Raw genomic sequence first — 20,985 nt, 5'->3', positions numbered from 1 at the left:
TGCCGCTCCTTAACGCTGAAAATCATAGACAGCGCCCAGACGCAGGATCTGCGTCAGCTCATCCAGCGCCTGATAAACCTCGCGCAGCAGCTGCGGGTCTGCCAGATCGCGGGCGTGCAGCCGGTCACGGTAATGTTTTTCCACCCACGCCGTCAGCTGCTGGTAACGTTCGTCGTTCATCAGGCTGTGGGCGTTGACCGCCTTACGTTCAGACTCGTTGAGCACCACCCGCAGCCGCAGGCAGGCCGGGCCGCCGCCGTTGCGCATGCTTTCCCGCAGGTCAAAAACCGCCACTTCATCGATCGGCGACGCGCTGTCGGCCGCGAGATCGCTCAGGTAACGCCAGACGTTTTCCCGCTGGCTGCACTCCTCTGGCACCACAATCAGCATCTTGCCGTCGGGTTTGCTCAGCAGCTGGCTGTTGAACAGATAGGAGGCCACCGCGTCATCGAGCGACACCCGCTCGTCCGGCACTTCCACGCTGGTAAACGGAATATCGAGACTGTCGCTTTTTGCCCGCAACGTCGCCAATACTGTCGACTGATCGACAAACGCCTGCTGATGGTGGAACAGCACATGGCGATTGCTGACCGCGATAACGTCGTTATGAAACACGCCGCGATCGATAGCCTGCGGCGCCTGCTGGGCAAACACCGTGTAGCGCGGATCCAGCTGATGCAGGCGAGCCACTGCTTCGCTGGCCTCCAGGGTCTGCCGCGCCGGATACTTCATCGGGGCGATCCCGCCGCTGGCGCGTCGACCGTAGACAAACAGCTGCACCCCCTGCCGGTCATACTCCCGACAGAAGCGGTTATGGTTGGCCGCACCTTCGTCGCCGAGGTCGCCATGCTGCGGCAGCGCCGCGTGGTGGGCGAAGTAGCGCGGATCGGCGAAGGTGGCGCGCAGGATCGCCGAGGTGGTGGGCGCCTCCTGCATGCGGTGCAGCTTATTGTTCAGGTTGGCGACGGTGAAATGAACTTTGCCATCGGCGCTATCCGCCGACGGCGAAACGGTCGCCGCGTTAGCAGTCCACATCGACGAGGCGGAGCTGAAGGCGGAGAGCAGCTGCGGCGCCGCCTGGGCCGCCTGGCGGATGACCTGCTCATCGCTGCCCTCGAATCCCAGGTCGCGCAGCAGACGCAGGTTCGGCCGCGGCTGCGGCGGCAGAATCCCCTGCACGAATCCGCGATCGGCAAGGGCTTTCATTTTATACAGCCCCTGCAGCGCCGCCTTTTTAGGGTTAGAGAGACCATCGCGGTTATTTTGCGAGGCTTCATTGCCGACGGAGAGTCCGGCATAGTGGTGCGTCGGGCCGACCAGGCCATCAAAGTTAGCTTCAAAACCAGACATATGTCCTCACAGGATCCGTTATCAGAATGGCAGGCCCGGCGATACGTTCGCCGGAAGCGTCAGCGTGTCGCTGACCAGAGAGGCCATCGGCCAGGCACAGTAATCGGCGGCGTACCACGCTGCCGCGCGGTGGTTACCGGAGGCGCCCACCCCGCCAAACGGCGCTTTACTGGAAGCGCCGGTCAGCGGCTTGTTCCAGTTGACGATCCCGGCGCGCGCCTCGTCCGCCAGCTGGTCAAACTGTGCCGCATCGCTGGAGATCAGCCCCACGGCCAGGCCATAGCGGGTCTGGTTGGCGAGGCGAATCGCCTCCGGGAAGTCGTCGTAACGGATAACCGTCAGCAGCGGGCCAAAGTACTCTTCATCCGGCACCTCGATACCGGTGACGTCGACGATCCCCGGGGTCAGCACCGTGGAGTGCGGGTCGGGCTGGCGCAGGCGCAGCAGCACCTTGCCGCCAAGCGCCTCCAGTTTCTGCTGCGCCGCCAGCATGTTCTGCGCCGCCTCAAGGGAAATCACCCCACCCATAAACGGCGCCGGCTGGTCATCCCATTTCCCGGCGCGGATCTGCGCGCTGGCCTCCACCAGCCGCCGCAGCAGCGCATCCCCCTGCTCGCCGCGCTGAACAATCAGCCGGCGCGCGCAGGTGCAGCGCTGTCCGGCGGAGATAAACGCCGACTGGATAATCACATGTAGCGCCGCATCAACATCGGCCACATCAGCCACGATCAGCGCGTTGTTGCCGCCCATTTCGAGGGCCAGCATCTTCTCCGGCTGGCCGCCGAAGTAGCGATGAAAGTGGAAACCCGCCGCTGCGCTGCCGGTGAACAGCACGCCGTCGATATCGCGGTTTTCCAGCAGCGCCTGGCCGGTGGCTTTCCCGCCCTGCAGCAGGTTAATCACCCCGTCGGGGACGCCCGCCTGCTGCCACAGCTGGACCGTCAGTTCCGCAGTGGCCGGCGTCAGCTCGCTGGGTTTAAATACGATAGTATTCCCGGCGATCAGCGCCGGAATGATATGCCCGTTGGGCAGGTGGCCCGGGAAGTTGTAAGGGCCGAAGACCGCCATCACGCCGTGCGGCTTGTGGCGCAGCAGCGCTTTACCGTCCGGCATCGTCGACTCGTGAAAGCCCGTCCGCTGGTGATAGGCCTCGATGGAGATGGCGGCTTTGCCGATCATCGCCTGCACTTCGGTGCGGGTCTCCCACAGCGGCTTGCTGGTCTCCCGGGAAATCAGGGTCGCCAGCGCCTCTTTATGCGTCTCCAGCAGCGCGGCGAAACGCTGTACGACGTCAATACGCTCGGCCAGCGGGCGGTGCGACCAGGGATAAAACGCGGCGCGCGCCGCGGCGCAGGCCGCCTGGACGTCGTCGGCCCCCGCGCTGGCCGCCTGCCACAGCAGAGACTGATCCTCCGGGGCCAGTTTGCTCATCGTTGCGCCGCTGCCCGGCTGCCACTGCCCGGCTATGAACTGTGCTTTTACCGCCATGATCTGTTTTCCTCTGGGTTCAGGGTTACCGTATAAACGCGGTCGGTCTCAGTGACCTGCAGCGCATCCAGCGCGGCGGCGTCCAGTGAGACCTGCTCTTCGTGGGCCACCAGCAGCGCCCGAAAATTGTCGAACTGACCGTTGGCGACGAGCGTCGGCGCCGACAGCGTGCCCGCCAACTGCTGAGCCGGCAGGCACTGGCAGTCGCGCACGGCGCGGATCTGATCGGTCTCCGCCTCCAGCACCGGACCGGCATCGAAAATATCCACCGAGCCGCGCCAGCTGAACCCCTCTTTCTCGAGGATCGCCCGCGCGGGGGCGGTGTTGGGGTGCACCTGGCCGATAACCTGACGGGCATTCTCCGGCAGCAGCGAGATATAGATCGGGTACGCCGGCATCAGCTCGGCAATAAAGGTTTTCATGCCGGTGCCGGTCAGCCGGTCGGCATCGGCGAACGGGATCTCGAAGAAGTGATGGCCCAGCGCATCCCAGAACGGCGACTGCCCTTGCTCATCGCTGCAGCCGCGCAGTTCGGCAAACAGGTGCGGCGAAAACCACTCGCGGAAGGCGGCGATAAACAAAAACCGCGCTTTGGAGAGCAGCAGACCGTTGCGGTTGCGCTGATACTCGGGGTCGAGAAACAGCGTACACAGCTCGCTGTGGCCGGTGTGGTCATAGCTCAGATTGAGCAGCTCCTGGGGCTTGTAGACCCCCAGCGCTTTCGAGGCGCGGACCGTTTTCTGAATGCGAAAATTGTAAAACGGCTCGTCCAGGCCTACCGCCACCTCAATGGCGCTGACCCCCACCACCCGCTCCAGCGTGGTGTCTTCCAGCACAAACAGAAAGCCTTGCTGGCCGCGCGGCAGCGCGCCGGCGAAAGTGTCAATGCTGCGGCGGATCCGGGCGGCCAGGCGCCCGGCATCATGGGGTAAGGAGGTCATGCCGATCCCCGCCCGCGCGGCAAGGCGGACGATGTCGTCAAGATCGTTTTCCCGTACGGGACGAAATAGCATCACAGGCCGTCCTCCCGGTTAGCGGATTAAGCGGGCAACGGCGCGATCGAGGCGCACGAAGGCTTCCGCAATATCTGCCAGCGGGATATTGAGCGCCGGCGCGAAGCGCAGCACGTCCGGACCGGCAATCAGGGCGATCACACCCTCTTCCGCCGCCAGGTTGGTCAGGGTTTTGGCCTTCCCGCGCAGCGGTCCCGCCAGCTCGGCGCCGATCAGCAGACCGGCGCCGCGCACGGCGCTAAACGCATCGTAACGGGCAGAGAGGGCATTCAGCTGGTCGACGATCAGCGCATGGCGCTCGCCGACGCCCGCCAGCAGCGGCGCATCCAGATGGGCCAGCACGGCGTTGGCGACGGTCGCCGCCAGCGGGTTGCCGCCGAAGGTGGTGCCATGGGTGCCTGGCTGGAAGACCTCCGCCCAGGCCTCTTTCGCCAGCATCGCGCCGATCGGGAAGCCGCCCCCCAGCCCTTTGGCGCTGGTGAGGATGTCCGGGACGACGTTGTAATGCTGGTAGGCGTAGAGATGGCCGGTACGCCCGGCGCCGGTCTGTACCTCATCAAATATCAGGGTGGCATGATGGCGATCGCAAAGGGCGCGCAGCGCCTGGAGGAACGCCGGGTCCGCCGGGATCACCCCACCTTCGCCGATAATCGGCTCGACAATCACCGCGCAGGTGCGCGAGGAGATCGCCGCAGTCACCGCCTCGATATCGTTATAGGGCAGATGGGTAATGCCCTGCGGCAGCGGCGCATAATCGCTGGAATATTTCGGCTGGCCGCCGACGGAGACGGTGAACAGCGTGCGACCGTGGAAGGCGTGGTTGAAGGCGATGATTTCGCTTTTTTCACCGCCGAACTTATCGTGGGCATATTTCCGCGCCAGCTTAAGGGCCGCCTCGTTCGCTTCGGCGCCGGAGTTGCAGAAGAACACCTTGTCGGCAAAGGTGGACTGCACGAGGGTTTTCGCCAGCTGCAGCACCGGTTCGTTGGTATAGCCATTGCCGATATGCCACAGTTTCGCCAGTTGCCCCTGCAGGGCCTCTGCCAGCGCCGGGTGAGCATGGCCCAGGGCGTTCACTGCGATGCCGCCCGCCATATCAATATACTCTTTCCCATGCTGGTCCCAGACGCGGGAGCCCGCCGCCCTCACCGGAATAAACGGCGCGGGGGCAAAACAGGGAACCAGGTAAGCGTCAAAATCTTCGCGAGTCATGCTGCCTGACATAATTTATCTCCGGAACGTAAGGCGACGGAAAACGCTCCCGTCGCGTTGGACAATCGACATTAACCCTGACCCTCGGCTTATTTTGGGCACGAGCGCGCCCGCTGCGATGGTAAAAATATTCACCACAGAAAAGTTAAGCCCTATTCTTTATGCGGGTAATTGTTAATTCATGGTTAATGCCATGTTGTTGTGTGGGCTAATGCTGGCCTGTGAACAATAAGATTGTCAATACGGGGAAACGCAATTTATTCACTTTTTGAAGATCATCAAGATAATGAAAAACATAGAAAAAATATTTTTCTATTCACTTAAGTGAATAAAAAGTGAATTAAAATGCACAGCTTGCGGGTGGTTCTTGTGCGTAGTTATTCACTTAAAAAATAAAAAATCTAACAAAAATTTAAAAATCGGAATTGCCGTCAAATACCGCTTTATAAAATTGGTGATACCATTCATTGCACAGAGTTTACTGCTGTAGCTATTCCACGGTTTTACACGACATAAATAACACTGAGAAACAGGACTCTTATGGAAAAGTTATCTTACGCATCTGAAAGTAGTACATCTCCATGGACCACCTACCTGCGCCAGATCGACCGTGTCGCGCCTTATCTCGGCGATCTTGCCTACTGGGTGGAAACCCTGCGCCATCCGAAGCGTGCGCTGATCGTCGACATCCCTGTGCAGATGGACGACGGCACCATTCGCCACTTCGAGGGCTATCGCGTTCAGCACAATCTTTCGCGTGGACCGGGTAAAGGTGGTGTTCGCTACCATCCGGATGTCGATCTTAACGAAGTCATGGCACTTTCTGCCTGGATGACCATTAAGTGCGCCGCGGTCAATATTCCTTACGGCGGAGCCAAAGGCGGCATCCGCGTCGACCCCTTCTCGCTGTCGGAAGGTGAACTGGAACGCCTGACTCGCCGCTACACCAGCGAAATCGGCATTATCATCGGGCCGCAGAAAGATATTCCGGCGCCGGACGTTGGCACCAACGGCAAAGTAATGGCGTGGATGATGGACACCTACTCCATGAACCATGGCACCACCATCACCGGCGTGGTCACCGGCAAACCGATCCACCTAGGCGGCTCCCTCGGTCGTGAAAAAGCCACCGGACGCGGCGTGTTCGTCACCGGCCGGGAAGTGGCCCGTCGCGCCGGCATCGAAATTGAAGGCGCTAAAGTGGCGCTGCAGGGCTTTGGTAACGTCGGTAGCGAAGCAGCGCGCCTGTTCGCCGGCGTCGGCGCCCGTATCGTGGTTATTCAGGATCACACCGCTACCCTGTACAACGAAGGCGGGATTGATATGGCTGCCCTCACCGCCTGGCAGGCGGAGAAAAAGCAGATCGCGGGTTTCCCGGGCGCCCAGGAGATTGATAAAGAGGCTTTCTGGACCACCCCAATGGACATCCTGATCCCGGCGGCGCTGGAAGGGCAAATCACCCGCGAGCGCGCTGAGAAGCTGACCTGCAAACTGGTGCTGGAAGGGGCTAACGGCCCAACCTATCCGGAAGCGGACGATGTGCTGGCCGAGCGCGGCGTGATCGTGGTGCCGGACGTTATCTGTAACGCCGGCGGGGTGACCGTCAGCTACTTTGAGTGGGTGCAGGACATGGCCAGCTTCTTCTGGAGCGAAGAGGAGATCAACGCCAAGATGGACCGCATCATGACCGACGCCATCATTCACGTCTGCGATAAAGCGGCCGAGAAAGAATGTACGCTACGTACCGCCGCCTATATCGTGGCCTGCGAGCGCATCCTGATGGCGCGTAAAGACCGCGGCATCTACCCGGGCTGATCCCCGTCAGAAAGTGCACCAGGGGTGGCATTGCGCCACCCTTTTTTTTGCCGTCGCGCCGTCAGCCGACGGTGGACCACAGCACCGGCCATCCCCGACGCTGCGCCTCCGCCAGCAGACCCGGACAGGGATTCACCGCGCAGGGGTGACCAACCACGGTGAGCAGCGGCAGATCCGAGATATGATCGCCAAAGGCGTAGCACGCCGCCAGCGGCCGGCCCTGTTCCTGCGCATAGCACTGAGCATGCGCCGCCTTGTGTTCGCCGATGGCGGTCCGCCAGAGCTCGCCGGTATAGCGGTCATCCACCACCACCGGCTCCGAGCACAGGGCATGTTCCACCCCCAGCGCCGCCATCGCAGGCCAGAGAATGTCGGTCATCGACCCGGAGACAAACACCACGTCATCCCCCCGCGCCTGATGCTGCCTGAGGCGCGCCACCACCTCGTGGTGAAAACCATATCCGCCTTCGCGATACAGACGCTCGGCGACCGCCCGCACCCAGGGACGCGACTCGTGGCGAAACAGCGAGTAATAGTAGCGGTTGATCGCTTCCCGCGGTTGACCCGCTTCGCTAAGCGCCTGAAGCTGGCGGACAATCGCCGCGGCCGTCAAACCGCACTGCAGCGGATATTCCTCGGCATAGCGGTGCAGAAACAGGAACATACTTTTGCCGGTAATCAGCGTTTCATCCACATCAAAAAAGGCGATGCTCATCCCCGTCCCCCTGCTCAATACTGACCAGATAATGTTGATGGCACTGCGCCGCCTGCTCGCACTCTTTGCGAGTGATGTAGTTAAGGTCATAGACGCTGAAGCTAAAGCCAACTTCCGCTTTGCGGGTGCCGGTCTGGTCAAACCCCACCGAGCATTCGCAGGTAAAGCGGCCATGGGCTGAACTTTTGCGTGACACCACATTGAGGACGATGGTCACCGGCAGCGGAAAAACAAAGCAGGAAAAGGCCACCTGCAGCGAGCTCAGGGTAAAGTACTTCTCCGCCATTGCCACGCCGGCCTCCGCCAACAGGAATTTTTCCGAGGTGGCGATGATGGTCTGCCGCGCCGCCTCGATCAGCACCATCCCCTGAATATGTTGCCCGGTCTGGTGGTCGCAGAGTAACTCCGAGGCATCCTGCAGGATCAGGCGTGCGCAATAGCTATCCTCATCGCGTTGTTCCGGCGAGGTGATGAGGATATTCGCTTTTTTACGTTTATGTACCAGCCGCTGATGATCGCGGTTGTTTTGATAATAGAGATCCTGCAGATTGACGATCTGGCGGATTTTATCCGGATAGTGCTGACGAATAATGCAGATGGTGCGGGAGATGTCGTCGAGCTGTCCCCCCTGACCGATAATGATTTTATCGACGCCGGCCAGCTCGCCGCTCCAGACAAACCGCTCAAACTCATTAACCGTCAGCACATTCTCATGCCGCCGGGCAAAATCGGTAAATTTCTCACCCACCACAATTAATTTTTCCATGGCGCTTGTCTCCTCAGATCGTTTTCACCAGTAACGCAATCCCCATCCCGCCGCCGATGCACAGCGACGCCAAGCCGGTCGGTTGATTCTCCCGGCGTAGCGCGTGCACCAGACTGACCACGATCCGCGTCCCGGAACTGCCCAGCGGGTGACCGAGGGCGATCGCGCCGCCGTGGACGTTCAGGCGGGAAGCAATCTCCTCCTCCGTCATCTGATGCTCTCTGGCCAGTCCCCTGACCACCCCCAATACCTGCGCGGCAAAGGCTTCGTTAATCTCCAGCCGGGCCATATCGCTGAGCTGAAAACCACCGCGGCGCAGGGCGCACGCTATCGCCGGCAGTGGGCCGAGCCCCATCAAGGACGGATCGACGCCGCCTTCGCCAAAGGAGACGATCTCCGCCAGCGGCTGCAGGCCATAGCGGGCAACGGCGCGCGCCGAAGCGAGGATCACCGACGCGGCGCCATCGTTCAGCCCGGAGGCGTTGCCCGCCGTGACGCTGCCGTCAGCGCGAAAAGCCGGTTTCAGCGCCGCCAGCTGCCCGGCGCTAAGATCATGGCGGATCGGCTCATCCTCGCGGACCGTGCTGACGCCCCGCTTCGCGCTGACCGTCACCGGCACAATCTCATCGGCAAAATAGCCGGCACGGCTGGCGGCGGAGGCTTTTTGATGGCTCTCCAGCGCATACTGGTCCTGCGCCGCGCGCGAGATCTGCTCCTGCGCGGCGATGGCCTCCGCCGTTTCCCCCATCGAAATCTGCAGCAGCGGATCGGTTAACCCGTCGCGCTGGATCACATCCTCACTGCTGAATGCGCCGAATTTCATCCCGCCCCTTATCTCTCCCTGCAGCAAAAACGGCGCCTGACTCATATTTTCCATTCCGCCGGCGACCACCAGGTCGGCATAACCGCTCTGGATATGGATCGCCCCTTCGGTCATGCTTTTCATGCCGCTACCGCAGATCATATTCAGGGTGTAAGCCGGCGTTTGCACCGGGATCCCTGCCCGCAGCGCAACCTGACGCGCCGGTCCCATTCCCTGCCCGGCGGCGAGGACGCAGCCGCAGATCACCTCATCGATCCACGCCGGGTCAATGCCGGCCTGCTGCAGGTTGTGCCTGACGGTGAGCGCTGCCAGCTCCACCGCGGAGACCGTTTTCAGGGCGCCAAGAAAGCGCCCCACCGGCGTACGGCAGGCCGCGACGATATAGACTTTGTTCATGATTATTCCATTACGTAGAGCGAGGAAAGATACTGCCGCGTCCCGGCTTCGCTGCCGGTAAAGCCCACATAGCCATCGGGATTGACCACCGCGTAGTCATCGGGACCGATCTGTAGCGCTTCGAGAAACGCCTCGTCCACCGGATCGAGCGGGCAGAACATAAACCAGCCGGCCTGCTTCAGGCGGGACAAAGGAGGACAGGCGGCGCGGGCGGAAAAGATCACCACCTTACCGCTGGCGAAGGCGTCATAGCTGTTGCGAAACGTCGCCTGCGGCGAGGCAAAAACGTACCAGGGAACATGGTGTCCTGCGAGGCCGTCCGGCTCCTGCGCCTGCGTCGCGGTGAAACCGGCGTACTGCAGCGGCAGCTGGTGACGATAGTAGTGACGGTTGCAAAACTCCGGAAAGTAGACCCCATCGATATGATTTCTCGGCACCAGACCGGCGATCAGGCCAGTATCATGGTCGGTGGAGCGCAGCACACCGCTCACCGCGGCGAAGCGCTGGGTGCGATAGGACGCCGGCAGTCGGTCAGTGGCCACGCCGTGCAGACAGAAAGCCAGCTTCCAGGCGAGGTTCACCGCATCCTGGACGCCGGTGTTCATCCCCTGCCCGCCAATGGGACTGAACAGGTGGAAGGCATCTCCCGCCAGCATAATATGGTGCTGCAGATTGTCATCGGCGATGCGGTTATAGAAATTGGCGCTGGAGGACCAGGTGAGCCTCTGCGCCGGCGGCACCTGAGGGCAGTAGCGCGCCAGCGCGGCGTTAATCTCCTGCAGGTCCGGCACCGGACGCGGCGACGGCAAGCGCCCGGCTTTTTTAATCACAATCCTGACCTGATTGTCCGGCATGGGCAGGAAAATCAGAAAGCCTTGCTCATCAATATGGTAGGAGGTCCCCGGGAGCGCCGCCGCGGGGTCGAACTGCACATCCGCCATCACAAAATGCAGCGGATAGTCATGACCGCTAAAGCCGATCCCGGCCAGCTCCCGGACGGTGCTGGCCGCGCCGTCGGCGCCGATAATATAGTCATAAGCGGCGGAACAGGCCCGACGGGCATCGTCGAGCAGGGAGACGTGATAGCGCTCCCCCTCCCGGCGCCAGGAGACCAGCTGGTGCCCGCGTCTCACCTGCCGCCCGGCGGCGGCTAATGCCGTTTCGAGGATCTTCTCCGTCCGCGGCTGCGGGATACTGACATGGAAGGGATAGCAGGTGGCGAGTCGGCGGTTATCAATATGCAGAAATTTGCGGTTTTTATAGTAAGCGTAGACTGACTGCACCTGTTTTCCCTGGGCGATCAGTTCCCCGGCAAGGCCTAAGCCGTGGAAGGCTTTAATGGTCGCCGGACTGACGCTCAGCGCTTTGGACCAGGTGGTGCTGTGGGTATTTTTATCAATGATATCAAAATCAATTCCATACTTATTCAGATAGCAGCCAATGATTAACCCTACCGGGCCGGCGCCAACAATGAGTACTTTTTTCACGATCGAGCCTCTCTGTATGCCCCATGTGGGGCATACGCGTGTTGCCTGGGTGCAGGGTGATTAGGGATAGATATCATCGGCCAGACGACGATCGCCGGCGACATTGCAGATATGCCAGTAGGGGTATGGTTTCTCTTTCTCGCTCACGCTGTTGAGGATCGCCGTCTCCTCGTCGCTCAGCGTCCAGTTCAGCGCCGCCAGGTTATCTTCCAGTTGGGCCAGTTTGGTCGCGCCGATCACCAGCGAAGCGATCCCCGGACGGGTACGCAGCCAGTTGAGCGCCACCTGCGCGACGCTGGCGTTGCGCTGGCGGGCAATCTCCTGCATCACCTCCAGGGTCTGCCAGGCCTGCTCGCGGTTGGCGATCGGCGCGGATTCGAACGGCGTGGCGTTCGCCAGGCGACTACCTTCGGGAAACGCCTGATTGCGCGGGTATTTGCCGGTGAGAAAGCCCCCGGCCAGCGGGCTCCAGACGGTGATGCCGACGTTCTGATCGACGCTGAGCGGGATAATCTCATGCTCCAGTTCACGCGCGGCGATATTGTAATAGCCCTGATAGACGCAGAATTTCTCCAGCCCAAGGCGCTCCGAGATCCCCAGCGCCTTCGCCAGCTGCCAGGCCGCGTAGTTGGAGACCCCGATATAGCGAATTTTCCCGGCGCGGATCAGGGTATCCAGCGTGCGCAGGGTATCCTCCAGTGCGGTGCGCGGATCGAACCCGTGAAGGTGATAGATATCGATATAATCGGTCTTCAGCCGCTGCAGGCTGGCCTCGACGGCATTGATGATATGGTAGCGCGACGCCCCCAGCGCATTCGGGTTGGGGTCGGTTTGCCAGCGCCCTTTCGTGCCGATAATCACCTGCTGGCGTTTTCCCTTCAGCGCGTTGCCGAGCAGCTCTTCGCCCTGGCCGTTCTTATAACAGTCCGCGGTATCAAAAAAGTTAATCCCGGCGTCCAGCGCTTTGTACACCAGATCGTAGGCCGTCTGCTCAGGCACCACGCCGAATTCCGACCAGTTGCGCCCCGGCGCGCCGAGAAAGGCCCCTTTCTCACCAAACGTCATGGCGCCGAAACAGAGCTCCGAAACCGACAGCCCGGTGGAACCTAAATACCGATACTTCATGCTTGACTTCCTTTTAAAGGTGACAACGTCACACTAGCGATAACCAATCCGCTGGCGGTCAGGCAAGCACCGGCCAGAGGAATGTGAGATAGAGAGACGCCAGAGGCGAGCAGCAGCCCGCCAAACCAGGCGCCGCCGGCATTGCCGAGGTTAAAGGCGGCGATATTGCACGAGGAGACCATGCTTTTACCGCTCTCACTGCTGTCCAGCGCCTGCATCTGCAGCGGCGGAATGGTGGAGAACATCGCCGCCCCCAGCAAAAACACCGCCGCGCAGGCACCAGGCAGCGTCTGAATAGCCAACGGGAAAAGGCACAGGACGACGCTCAGCAAAGCGAGAGTCAGCAGCAGCGCCCGGCGGACGCCGCCGTCGGTCAGTCGGCCGCCAAGATGATTCCCGGCGACCATCCCAACGCCGAACAGCATCAGCACCGGCGGAATAAGGTGTTCGCTCATCCCGGTGACGGTTTTCAGCATCGGCGCGATGTAGGTGAAGGCGGCGAAGACGCCGGAGAACCCGAGGGCAGTGATCAGCAGGCTGCGCAGCACCGCGGGATGGCGGAGCACCTTTAGCTCATCACGGATCCGGCTCTGGGCCGACGGTTGCGCCTGACGGCCAGGCACCAGGGCAATGACTGCCAGGGCGGAGAGAACGCCGATCAGCGTGACCATATAGAAGGTATAGCGCCAGCCAAGGTACTGCCCCACCCAGGCGCCGAGCGGCACGCCCAGAATATTGGCCAGGGTGGCGCCGAGAAACACGGCGGAGACCGCCGAAGCTCGTTTATCTACCGGCGCCAGCTCCGCGGCATAGACTGAGCTTATTCCGAAAAACGAAGCGTGAGCGAAAGCGGTTATTACCCTGGCAATAATTAGCATGGTCATATTACCGGCGATCGCGCAGCCTAAATTTCCAATGGAAAATAAGATCATCAAAAATAACAGCGCCGGTTTTTTGCGATAACGGCTTAATAGCGGCGTAAGCAGCGGCGCGCCAATCACCACCCCACAGGCATAAGCGGTAATAGACCAGGCGGCAAGGGTAATGGATATATGAAAATCATGGGCCACATCGAGTAATAAACCCATAATCACAAATTCGGTGGTGCCAATACCAAATGAACCCACGGAAAGCGCATACACCGCCGCAGGCAATCCCGCCGGACGGGAAACAGCAATAGTCATAAGTTACCTTATCTCCCGCCAGAACGGCGGGAGGAACGTATTCAGGAGATTATTTATCGATTAAATTAAAGTCGCCCTGGTTATAGCGTAAGCCGGCGACGTTTTCGGCAGCGAAAATATGATCGATGGTGAGAATATCTTCAGGCGAGAGCATAATATCGGCCGCAGCGGCATTATCGCGCAGGTGATTGATTTTTCGTGCCCCGGGGATCGGCACGATATCTTCGCCTTTGCTCATCACCCAGGCGAGAGCCATCTGCGCCAGGGTGGCATCGTAGCGGCCGGCGACCTGCTGCAGATGGTCGAGCAACTGCTGGTTTTTGCGCATGGTTTCGGCCTGGAAGCGCGGCAGATTGCGACGAAAATCATCGGCAGCGAAGAGGCTGGGGTCGGTGATTTTGCCTGTCAGGAAGCCGCGCCCCAGCGGGCTGTAAGGGACAAAGCCCACCCCCAGCTCGCGGCAGGCCTTGAGGATGCCGCCCTCCGGCTCACGGGTCCACAGCGAGTATTCCGTCTGCACCGCGGTAATCGGATGCACCTTGCAGGCCCGGCGCAGCGTCTGGGCTGACACTTCCGACAGCCCGATGTGGCGAATTTTACCCTCTTTAACCAGGTCGGCCATGGTGCCCACCACCTCTTCCACCGGCACCGCGGGATCGACGCGGTGCTGATAGAGCAGATCGATGGTCTCGATATTCAGCCGCTTCAGCGACCCTTCCACCGCCTCACGAATATGTTCCGGACGGCTGTCGACGCCGGCCATCCGCTCCAGCCCCTGGCCGGTCGGCAGAATACGAAAGCCAAATTTGGTGGCAATCTGCACCTTATCGCGGATGCCTTTAATCGCTTTCCCGACAAGGACTTCATTGTCAAATGGCCCATACACTTCGGCGGAATCGAGGAAGGTCACGCCCATGTCCACTGCGGCATGGATGGTATTTATCGCCTGCGACTCCTCAGCGCCGCCATAGGCAAAACTCATTCCCATACACCCGAGACCCAATGCGGAAACCTGGAACTTCTCTTTTCCGAGATAACGTGTTTTCACCTTATTTTCCTTACGTGCTGAATGTTATTAAATATATACTTCCCTTTTACATTGATAACAATTAATCTATTCCGAACGCGGTGTTAGCTGGAAATTAACAATGAAAACGTTGCCTGATTTGCAACAAATTGAAATATTAATACTCATAGTGAAACATGGTAGTTTTCGACAAGCTGCCAGAGCATTAAATCTTTCACCGCCGGCCCTCACCAGCGCTATTAATCATCTGGAAGAAAAATTAGGCGTGCGCCTGCTCAATCGCTCGACGCGCAGTTTGTCTTTAACCGCCGTGGGTGAGGAATTTCTTAATAATATGACGCCGGTGGTTAATGATTATCGCCGGGTAGTCGACAGTCTGAATTATCACCGTCTGACCCCGGAAGGGGTGGTGAAAGTCAATTTACCGCGCATTGTTCTCGACCTTTTCTTTCAGCGCTATTTTATTGCTTTTAAAACCGCCTATCCTGACGTGACGCTGGAGCTGTTTACCACCGATCGGAAAGTGAATATTATCGAGTCCGGTTTTGACGCTGGCATTCGTTATTCCCGGGATGTGCCCAAAGATATGATTGCCATCCCCTTTGGCGAGAAACTGTCGCTGATCCCGGTAGCCAGCCCGGACTATCTCCGCCAGGCCGGAGCGCCCGACACCCCGCAGTCGCTGATCAATTTTCGCTGTATCAACCGATGTTTTCCCAGCGGCGAAAAGTATCGGTGGGAGTTTATCAGCCCCGACGGCGAGCCAGGCGAAGTCGCAGTCAAAGGCGATCTGGTCGTCGATTCCGATACGGCGATGATCCAGGCGGCGGAGAGCGGACTGGGGATCGCCTTTGTCTATCAGTCGCTGGTCTCCGCGCAACTGAACGCCGGCAGCCTGATCCGCTTATTGCCCAGCTACCGCTACCCGGCGGATCATTTCTGCGTCTACTATCCGAGTCGCAAACATATTCCCGCGCCCCTGCGCGCTTTTATCACCTGGGTGATGGCGCAGAATAAGAGCATCCTCCATGAGTAAATGGCCTGAGGGGGTATCCTCCTGTTCGCTACAATAAACGCACACACCGTTAACCCTTATTTATCCTTTCCCTTGAATTTCGTCGGTCGTCAGGCATAAACTCGTTAGAGCTCTAACGATTTTGGCAGACGACCTATGGACCATCGACAGCTAAACTTCTCCCATCTTTTATATCTGACCGCCCATCACTGGCGGCTGGCGGTTAATCGTCGGCTGAAAAACCTCGGCCTCAGCCAGGCCAGCTGGGTAGCGGTCGCCGCTATCGCCCGCCATCACCAGCCGCTGTCGCAAAGCGAACTGGCGCAGGAGCTGGGAGTGGAGAGCGCGACCATTGTGCCGCTGATCAACCGCCTGGTGACCCTCGGCCTGGTGGAGCGCGTCACCACCGACCGCGATAAACGCAAGCGGCTGCTGGTGGTCACCGACCAGGGGCAGGCCCTCTTCGAGCAGGTCAAAACGGTGGCGGACGATCTGCGTGAAGAGATCCTGACGGCGATTACTCCACAGGAGCGGGAACAAACTCAGCGGGTGCTGGAAAAGCTGTTGCGCGAAGTGGAGAAGAAATAATGCCCCGTCGTCAGAGTAACCCTTACGCCCCCCATGACTGGGCGCCGCATGAAAAACCGGCCCTGCTCGGCTCGCCATCGACGCCGCTGCACAGCCCGGCGAAGCGCCTGGCCTACGGGGTGGTCGGGCTGCTGGTGTGCCTCACCGGCGCGCTGGGCAACGCGGTAGTCACCGCCAATCTGCAGCTGCTGCAGGGCACCTTCGCCGCCTGGTCGACGGAGATCGCCTGGCTGCCGGCGGTGTATGTCATGACCAACGTCTCCATCAACCTGCTGCTGGTGAAATTTCGTCAACAGTTCGGGCTGCGCGCCTTTACCGAAGGCTTTCTGGTGCTCTATGTGCTGGTCACCTTCTTCCACCTGTTCGTCAACGATCTCAGCTCGGCGATGATGGTCCGCGCCGCCCACGGCATGGTGGCCGCGGCGCTCAGCTCGCTGGGGATCTACTATCAGGTGCAGGCCTGGCCCGCACGCCACCGCCTTAAAGGGCTGACCATCGGTATCACTGGCTCGTCGCTGGCCATTCCGCTGGCGCGCCTCTTTTCCACCGAGCTGCTGCAGACCGACGAATGGCGCGGGCTCTACTTCTTTGAACTGGGGCTGGCGCTGGTGTCGCTGGCCTGCGTCATCGCGCTGAAGCTGCCGCCGAGCGATCGTAAAAAGGTGTTCGAGAAGAAGGATTTTATCACCTTCTTCCTGCTGGCCCCCGGCATGGCGCTGGTGTGCGCGGTGCTGTCGCTGGGGCGGCTCGAGTGGTGGTTCGAAGCGCCGTGGATCGGCTGGTCGCTGGCGGCGGCGGTGGTGCTGATCGTCGCTGCCATCGCCTTCGAGCATAACCGCAGCAATCCCCTGCTCAATACCAAATGGCTCTCCAGCGGCAGTATCCTGCGCCTCGGTCTGATTATGCTGCTGATCCGCATCGTGCTGGCGGAGCAGAATACCGGGGTGATCGGCTGGCTGCAGTACGTTGGCCTGCAAAACGAACAGATGACCAACCTTGCGTGGTCAATTTTCGCCGGCATTCTGTGCGGGATCATTGCCAGCTGCCTGACGCTTAACCCGCAGAAGCTCTACTGGCCGACCGCCACCGCCCTGGCGCTGATCATGGTGGCCTCGCTGCTCGACAGTCAGTCCAACGCCCTCACCCGCCCGGAACAACTGATGTTCAGCCAGTTTTTGCTTGGCTTCGGCAGCGCCTTCTTTCTGGCGCCGGCGATGCTCGCCGGTATTGGCGGGGTGTTCGCCGATCCGCGCAACCTGGTCAGCTTCTCGGTGCTGTTCGGCATGAGCCAGAACATCGGCGGCCTGCTGGGATCGGCGATCCTCGGTACTTTCCAGACCTGGCGGGAGAAATTTCACTCCAGTCAGCTGGCGGATCAGATCACCACCCTCAACCCGCTGATCGTCGAGCGTCTGCAGCAGTACAGCCAGATGTACCAGAGCCAGATCGGCGACAGCACGCTGCTTAACGTCCAGGCCACGACGCTCCTGCAAAACGCCGCGACGCTGCAGGCCAATATTCTCGCCTGGAATGATACCTATCTGCTGACGGCGGCGATCTCCGCCGGGACGTTAGTGTGGGTTTTCTGGCGCTTAATTCGCTTACGACTAACCGCCCGTATCGCATTAAAACGCGCCACTGGCAGCAAATAATTATCATCATTTCATCTCTGGAGTCGTTATGAGTCAGCAGGATGCGGCCAAACAACAGGCCAATACCCGAAACAACATTCGCGTGGTCTCCATTTTTACCGCCGCGGCGATAGGCCTCGTCGGCGTACTGGTGATCCTCTATGCCTGGCAGCTACCGCCGTTCACCCGGCATAGCCAGTTTACCGACAACGCCTACGTGCGCGGGCAGACCACCTTTATCAGCCCACAGGTCAACGGCTACATCACTGCCGTCAACGTCAAGGATTTCGCCATCGTTCAGCCGGGCGAGGTACTGTTCCAGATAGACGATCGCATCTATAAGCAGCGGGTGCACCAGGCCCAGGCCACCCTGGCGATGAAGGAGGCGGCGCTGCGCAACAACCTGCAGCAGCGCAAAAGCGCCGAGGCGACGATCGCCAAAAACGAAGCCGCGCTGCAAAACGCCCGCGCGCAGAATCTGAAAATCCAGGCCGATTTAAAAAGGGTGCAGGAACTGACCGCCGATGGCTCGCTGTCGATCCGCGAGCGTGATTCCGCCCGCGCCAGCGCCGCCCAGGGGGCAGCGGATATTGAACAGGCGAAAGCGGCGCTGGAGATGTCGCGCCAGGATCTCGAATCGACCATCGTCAATCGCGATTCGCTGGAGGCCGACGTGGCCAGCGCCAAAGCCGCCCTCGAACTGGCGCAGATTGACCTGCAGAATACGCAGATCATCGCCCCCACCGGCGGCCAGCTGGGGCAGATTTCGGTGCGTCTTGGCGCTTACGTCAGCGCCGGAACCCATCTGACTTCGCTGGTCCCGCCGCAGCACTGGGTGATCGCCAACCTGAAAGAGACCCAGCTGGCCGATGTGCGTATCGGCCAGCCGGTTACCTTCACCGTTGACGCGCTCAACGGCGAGACCTTCCACGGCAAGGTGCAGAGTATCTCCCCGGCGACCGGGGTGGAGTTCAGCGCTATTTCGCCGGACAACGCTACCGGCAACTTCGTCAAGATCGCCCAGCGCATCCCGGTGCGCATCACGGTTAACGAGGGGCAGCGCAACAGCGAGCGCCTGCGCCCCGGCATGTCGGTGCAGGTGACCATTGATACCCGCGCGGAGAAGCAGCCATGATCCGCCCGGTCACCCTTGTCATCGTCCTGGCGCTGGTCGGCTGTCAGTCCGCCGATGTCCAGCGCGCGCAGCCGACCCTGACCATCCCTGCCGCCTGGCGGGCCGACGTTGGCCCTGCCAGCCCGGTGGAAGGCGTATGGTGGCGCAATTTTCATGACAGTGCGCTGAATCAGTATGTCGACCGGGCGCTGCGCTATAACAGCGATGTGCTGATCGCCCGCGAGCGGGTCAATGAGTATCAGGCGCGGGCGTATGCCGCCGACAGCAGCCTTTTTCCCTCGCTGGATGCCAGCCTGACCGGCACCCGCGCCCGCGCGCAGTCCGCCGCCACCGGCCTGCCGATCCACAGCACGCTGTACAAAGGTGGCCTGACCGCCAGCTATGATGTCGATATCTGGGGCGCGAACCGCAACGCGGCCAGCGCCGCCGGGGCCAGCCTCGAGGCGCAGAAAGCCGCTGCCGCCGCGGCCAATTTGAGCGTCGCCACCTCGGTGGCCGTGGGCTACGTGACGCTGCTGTCGCTGGATGAGCAGCTGCGGGTCACGCAGCAGACGCTCCAATCACGGGAAGACGCCTGGCGGCTGGCCAAACGTCAGTTTGAAACCGGGTATACCTCGCGCCTTGAGCTGATGCAGGCGGATTCGGAGCTGCGCTCAACGCGGGCGCAGATCCCGCCGCTGCAGCACCAGATTGCGCAGCAGGAAAACGCCCTCAGCGTGCTGCTGGGGGATAACCCCGGCGCGGTCAAACGCGGCGAATTCGCCGGGCTCACCCCGCTGCGTCTGCCCTCGCAGTTGCCGTCCACCCTACTCAATCGCCGCCCGGATATCGTACAGGCCCAGCGTCAGCTGGTAGCCGCCGATGCCACCCAGGCCTCGTCGCAGGCGCAGCTGCTGCCGTCTATCAACCTGACCGCCACCGGCAGCCTGCAGGACCGGACGCTGCCGGATCTGCTCGACGATCCGCTGCGACTGTGGAGCATTGGCGGTAGCATCCTGGCGCCGCTGCTTAACCGCCAGGCGTTAAACGCCCAGGTGGATGTCTCCATGGCCCAGCGCAACCAGGCGCTGTACAGCTATGAGAAAACGGTGCGCGGCGCGTTCAAAGAGGTCAATGACAGCCTTGACGCCATTAGCCGCTACGGCGAACAGTTGACCGAGCTGCAGGGACAGGTGGCGGTAGCGGAGGAAACATTGCGCATTGCGCAGAATCGCTACCGTAACGGCTACTCTTCGTATCTGGATGTGCTTGATGCCCAGCGAACGCTGTTCTCCACCCAGCTTAGCGTGGTCCAGGTGAAGAATAACCTGCTGCTGGCGCAGATCGATCTGTACCGGGCGCTGGGAGGCGGCTGGATGAACGCGTGAAAAGCCTGCTCGCGTCGGTCCGCCACCGTCCAGAGCGCGGAAGCCAGTATTCAGGCCGGGATAGCGTTGCGCCACCCGGCCACTACTACCACCAGGGAGTTAATCTATGCAACAACAGTGGTCTGCTGTCGATAATTACATGATTTCTTCGCTTATTCCTGATGATGACGTGCTGAGACAGGTTCTGGAAAACAACAAACGCGCCGGGCTACCTGAACATGATGTTGCGGCCAATCAGGGGCAATTTCTGGCGCTGTTGGTGCGCATGACCCAGGCGCGGCGGATCCTTGAAATTGGCACGCTCGGCGCCTATAGCGCCATCTGGATGGCGCGTGCGCTGCCCGCCGACGGAAAGCTGATTACCCTCGAGGCTGACCCGACGCATGCGGGGGTGGCGCGCCAGAATATCCGCCTCGCCGGGCTAAACGAGCGCATTGAGCTTATTGAAGGACCCGCGCTGAACACGCTGGAAAATTTCGAGGATGTGCAGCCATTCGACCTGATCTTTATTGATGCCGATAAACCTAATAATCCTCACTATCTGGAGTGGGCGCTGCACTATTCCCGCCCCGGGACGCTGATCGTGGGCGATAACGTGGTGCGCGATGGCGAGGTGATTAATGGGCAAAGCGATGACGCGCGTGTGCAGGGCGTGCGTCGGTTTATCGAGATGATCGGCGATAACCCGCGGCTCACCGCCACCGCGCTGCAGACGGTGGGCATTAAGGGATGGGATGGCTTTACGCTGGCGCTGGTGAATGGCTGAGATCCGGGCGGCCTGATGCCCTCACCCCGGCCCTCTCCCCCAGAGAGAGGGAGAAACCCAGCTCTCCTGCCCGGCAGCACCA

18 protein-coding genes and 1 pseudogene are annotated in these 20,985 nt (G+C 60.6%); 8 read left to right on the top strand and 11 right to left on the bottom strand.

Features of this window, described 5'->3' with window-relative positions; all coding sequences use genetic code 11:
• Positions 1–9: 9 nt before the first annotated feature.
• From astB to KHQ24_RS08110, 4 genes are read right to left on the bottom strand one after another with little or no spacing between them, the layout of a single operon-like run.
• Positions 10–1,350, bottom strand: coding sequence for an N-succinylarginine dihydrolase (astB, locus tag KHQ24_RS08125; protein ID WP_211777216.1), 1,341 nt, complete (start codon positions 1,348–1,350; stop codon positions 10–12).
• A 21-nt stretch (positions 1,351–1,371) separates the two neighbouring features.
• Entirely contained in the window at positions 1,372–2,838 is a 1,467-nt protein-coding gene (gene astD / locus KHQ24_RS08120; protein WP_049004372.1) for a succinylglutamate-semialdehyde dehydrogenase, read from the bottom strand.
• Positions 2,829–3,851: an arginine N-succinyltransferase gene (astA, locus tag KHQ24_RS08115; protein WP_165473577.1), complete on the bottom strand. Its 1,023-nt coding sequence runs from the start codon at positions 3,849–3,851 to the stop codon at positions 2,829–2,831. Before astA ends, astD begins: the two co-directional genes overlap by 10 nt.
• Before the next feature lie 18 nt (positions 3,852–3,869).
• Positions 3,870–5,075, bottom strand: coding sequence for a bifunctional succinylornithine transaminase/acetylornithine transaminase (locus KHQ24_RS08110; protein WP_211777215.1), 1,206 nt, complete (start codon positions 5,073–5,075; stop codon positions 3,870–3,872).
• A 169-nt stretch (positions 5,076–5,244) separates the two neighbouring features.
• Here KHQ24_RS08110 and KHQ24_RS08105 point away from each other — a divergent pair.
• Positions 5,245–5,391 (top strand): annotated as a pseudogene (locus KHQ24_RS08105) (hypothetical protein).
• 212 nt (positions 5,392–5,603) lie between these two features.
• Positions 5,604–6,878 carry a Glu/Leu/Phe/Val family dehydrogenase gene (locus KHQ24_RS08100; RefSeq protein WP_004204074.1) on the top strand — a complete coding sequence of 425 codons (1,275 nt, stop codon included), beginning with the start codon at positions 5,604–5,606 and terminating at the stop codon, positions 6,876–6,878.
• Positions 6,879–6,939: 61 nt separating this feature from the next.
• Here the strand turns inward: KHQ24_RS08100 and KHQ24_RS08095 are convergent, their stop codons facing one another.
• The 7 genes from KHQ24_RS08095 to KHQ24_RS08065 are packed head-to-tail and all read right to left on the bottom strand — an operon-like array spanning position 6,940 to position 14,422.
• Entirely contained in the window at positions 6,940–7,593 is a 654-nt protein-coding gene (locus KHQ24_RS08095; protein WP_211777214.1) for an HAD family hydrolase, read from the bottom strand.
• Positions 7,574–8,359, bottom strand: a complete 786-nt coding sequence (locus tag KHQ24_RS08090; RefSeq protein ID WP_211777213.1) for an AfsA-related hotdog domain-containing protein — start codon at positions 8,357–8,359, stop codon at positions 7,574–7,576. The genes KHQ24_RS08095 and KHQ24_RS08090 overlap by 20 nt, the downstream gene beginning before the upstream one ends.
• A gap of 13 nt (positions 8,360–8,372) precedes the next feature.
• Positions 8,373–9,578, bottom strand: coding sequence for an acetyl-CoA C-acyltransferase (locus KHQ24_RS08085; RefSeq protein WP_130938958.1), 1,206 nt, complete (start codon positions 9,576–9,578; stop codon positions 8,373–8,375).
• A 2-nt stretch (positions 9,579–9,580) separates the two neighbouring features.
• Positions 9,581–11,065, bottom strand: coding sequence for an FAD-dependent oxidoreductase (locus KHQ24_RS08080; RefSeq protein WP_064189698.1), 1,485 nt, complete (start codon positions 11,063–11,065; stop codon positions 9,581–9,583).
• 60 nt (positions 11,066–11,125) lie between these two features.
• A complete protein-coding gene (locus KHQ24_RS08075; RefSeq protein ID WP_023289473.1) occupies positions 11,126–12,190 on the bottom strand; it encodes an aldo/keto reductase in 1,065 nt (354 codons plus the stop codon).
• Positions 12,187–13,374, bottom strand: coding sequence for an MFS transporter (locus tag KHQ24_RS08070; RefSeq protein ID WP_017898721.1), 1,188 nt, complete (start codon positions 13,372–13,374; stop codon positions 12,187–12,189). Before KHQ24_RS08070 ends, KHQ24_RS08075 begins: the two co-directional genes overlap by 4 nt.
• Before the next feature lie 49 nt (positions 13,375–13,423).
• The gene (locus tag KHQ24_RS08065; RefSeq protein ID WP_017898722.1) at positions 13,424–14,422 is read right to left on the bottom strand and encodes an aldo/keto reductase; all 999 of its coding nucleotides are present in this window, start codon (positions 14,420–14,422) and stop codon (positions 13,424–13,426) included.
• Positions 14,423–14,522: 100 nt separating this feature from the next.
• Here KHQ24_RS08065 and KHQ24_RS08060 point away from each other — a divergent pair, with 100 nt between their 5' ends.
• From KHQ24_RS08060 to KHQ24_RS08035, 6 genes are all read left to right on the top strand, one after another.
• Complete coding sequence (locus KHQ24_RS08060) at positions 14,523–15,437, top strand: LysR family transcriptional regulator (RefSeq protein ID WP_017898723.1); 915 nt, start codon at positions 14,523–14,525, stop codon at positions 15,435–15,437.
• Between the two features lie 135 nt (positions 15,438–15,572).
• Positions 15,573–16,004: a MarR family winged helix-turn-helix transcriptional regulator gene (locus KHQ24_RS08055; protein WP_004204063.1), complete on the top strand. Its 432-nt coding sequence runs from the start codon at positions 15,573–15,575 to the stop codon at positions 16,002–16,004.
• The gene (locus tag KHQ24_RS08050; protein ID WP_017898724.1) at positions 16,004–17,656 is read left to right on the top strand and encodes an MFS transporter; all 1,653 of its coding nucleotides are present in this window, start codon (positions 16,004–16,006) and stop codon (positions 17,654–17,656) included. Before KHQ24_RS08055 ends, KHQ24_RS08050 begins: the two co-directional genes overlap by 1 nt.
• Positions 17,657–17,684: 28 nt before the next feature.
• On the top strand, positions 17,685–18,770 hold the full coding sequence (locus tag KHQ24_RS08045) for an HlyD family secretion protein (RefSeq protein WP_004204059.1): 1,086 nt from the start codon (positions 17,685–17,687) through the stop codon (positions 18,768–18,770).
• Complete coding sequence (locus tag KHQ24_RS08040) at positions 18,767–20,137, top strand: efflux transporter outer membrane subunit (protein WP_211777212.1); 1,371 nt, start codon at positions 18,767–18,769, stop codon at positions 20,135–20,137. The genes KHQ24_RS08045 and KHQ24_RS08040 overlap by 4 nt, the downstream gene beginning before the upstream one ends.
• Before the next feature lie 106 nt (positions 20,138–20,243).
• Entirely contained in the window at positions 20,244–20,903 is a 660-nt protein-coding gene (locus tag KHQ24_RS08035; protein ID WP_004204056.1) for an O-methyltransferase, read from the top strand.
• The last annotated feature ends 82 nt before the right edge of the window (positions 20,904–20,985 follow it).

Origin of the sequence: Klebsiella sp. 54, from assembly GCF_018223875.1 — a bacterium.
Classification (GTDB): domain Bacteria; phylum Pseudomonadota; class Gammaproteobacteria; order Enterobacterales; family Enterobacteriaceae; genus Klebsiella; species Klebsiella quasipneumoniae.
The sequence above is the reverse complement of the archived record's forward strand: the minus strand, read 5'-3'. Positions and strand labels throughout refer to the sequence as shown.

Excerpts from the sequence above, each read along its gene's own strand:
- KHQ24_RS08070 (WP_017898721.1), bottom strand. The coding sequence starts at position 13,374 with ATGACTATTGCTGTTTCCCGTCCGGCGGGATTGCCTGCGGCGGTGTAT.
- KHQ24_RS08045 (WP_004204059.1), top strand. The coding sequence starts at position 17,685 with ATGAGTCAGCAGGATGCGGCCAAACAACAGGCCAATACCCGAAACAAC.
- KHQ24_RS08035 (WP_004204056.1), top strand. The coding sequence starts at position 20,244 with ATGCAACAACAGTGGTCTGCTGTCGATAATTACATGATTTCTTCGCTT.
- KHQ24_RS08040 (WP_211777212.1), top strand. The coding sequence starts at position 18,767 with ATGATCCGCCCGGTCACCCTTGTCATCGTCCTGGCGCTGGTCGGCTGT.
- KHQ24_RS08100 (WP_004204074.1), top strand. The coding sequence starts at position 5,604 with ATGGAAAAGTTATCTTACGCATCTGAAAGTAGTACATCTCCATGGACC.
- KHQ24_RS08055 (WP_004204063.1), top strand. The coding sequence starts at position 15,573 with ATGGACCATCGACAGCTAAACTTCTCCCATCTTTTATATCTGACCGCC.
- KHQ24_RS08110 (WP_211777215.1), bottom strand. The coding sequence starts at position 5,075 with ATGTCAGGCAGCATGACTCGCGAAGATTTTGACGCTTACCTGGTTCCC.
- KHQ24_RS08050 (WP_017898724.1), top strand. The coding sequence starts at position 16,004 with ATGCCCCGTCGTCAGAGTAACCCTTACGCCCCCCATGACTGGGCGCCG.
- KHQ24_RS08075 (WP_023289473.1), bottom strand. The coding sequence starts at position 12,190 with ATGAAGTATCGGTATTTAGGTTCCACCGGGCTGTCGGTTTCGGAGCTC.
- astD (WP_049004372.1), bottom strand. The coding sequence starts at position 2,838 with ATGGCGGTAAAAGCACAGTTCATAGCCGGGCAGTGGCAGCCGGGCAGC.
- astA (WP_165473577.1), bottom strand. The coding sequence starts at position 3,851 with ATGCTATTTCGTCCCGTACGGGAAAACGATCTTGACGACATCGTCCGC.
- astB (WP_211777216.1), bottom strand. The coding sequence starts at position 1,350 with ATGTCTGGTTTTGAAGCTAACTTTGATGGCCTGGTCGGCCCGACGCAC.
- KHQ24_RS08095 (WP_211777214.1), bottom strand. The coding sequence starts at position 7,593 with ATGAGCATCGCCTTTTTTGATGTGGATGAAACGCTGATTACCGGCAAA.
- KHQ24_RS08090 (WP_211777213.1), bottom strand. The coding sequence starts at position 8,359 with ATGGAAAAATTAATTGTGGTGGGTGAGAAATTTACCGATTTTGCCCGG.
- KHQ24_RS08085 (WP_130938958.1), bottom strand. The coding sequence starts at position 9,578 with ATGAACAAAGTCTATATCGTCGCGGCCTGCCGTACGCCGGTGGGGCGC.
- KHQ24_RS08060 (WP_017898723.1), top strand. The coding sequence starts at position 14,523 with ATGAAAACGTTGCCTGATTTGCAACAAATTGAAATATTAATACTCATA.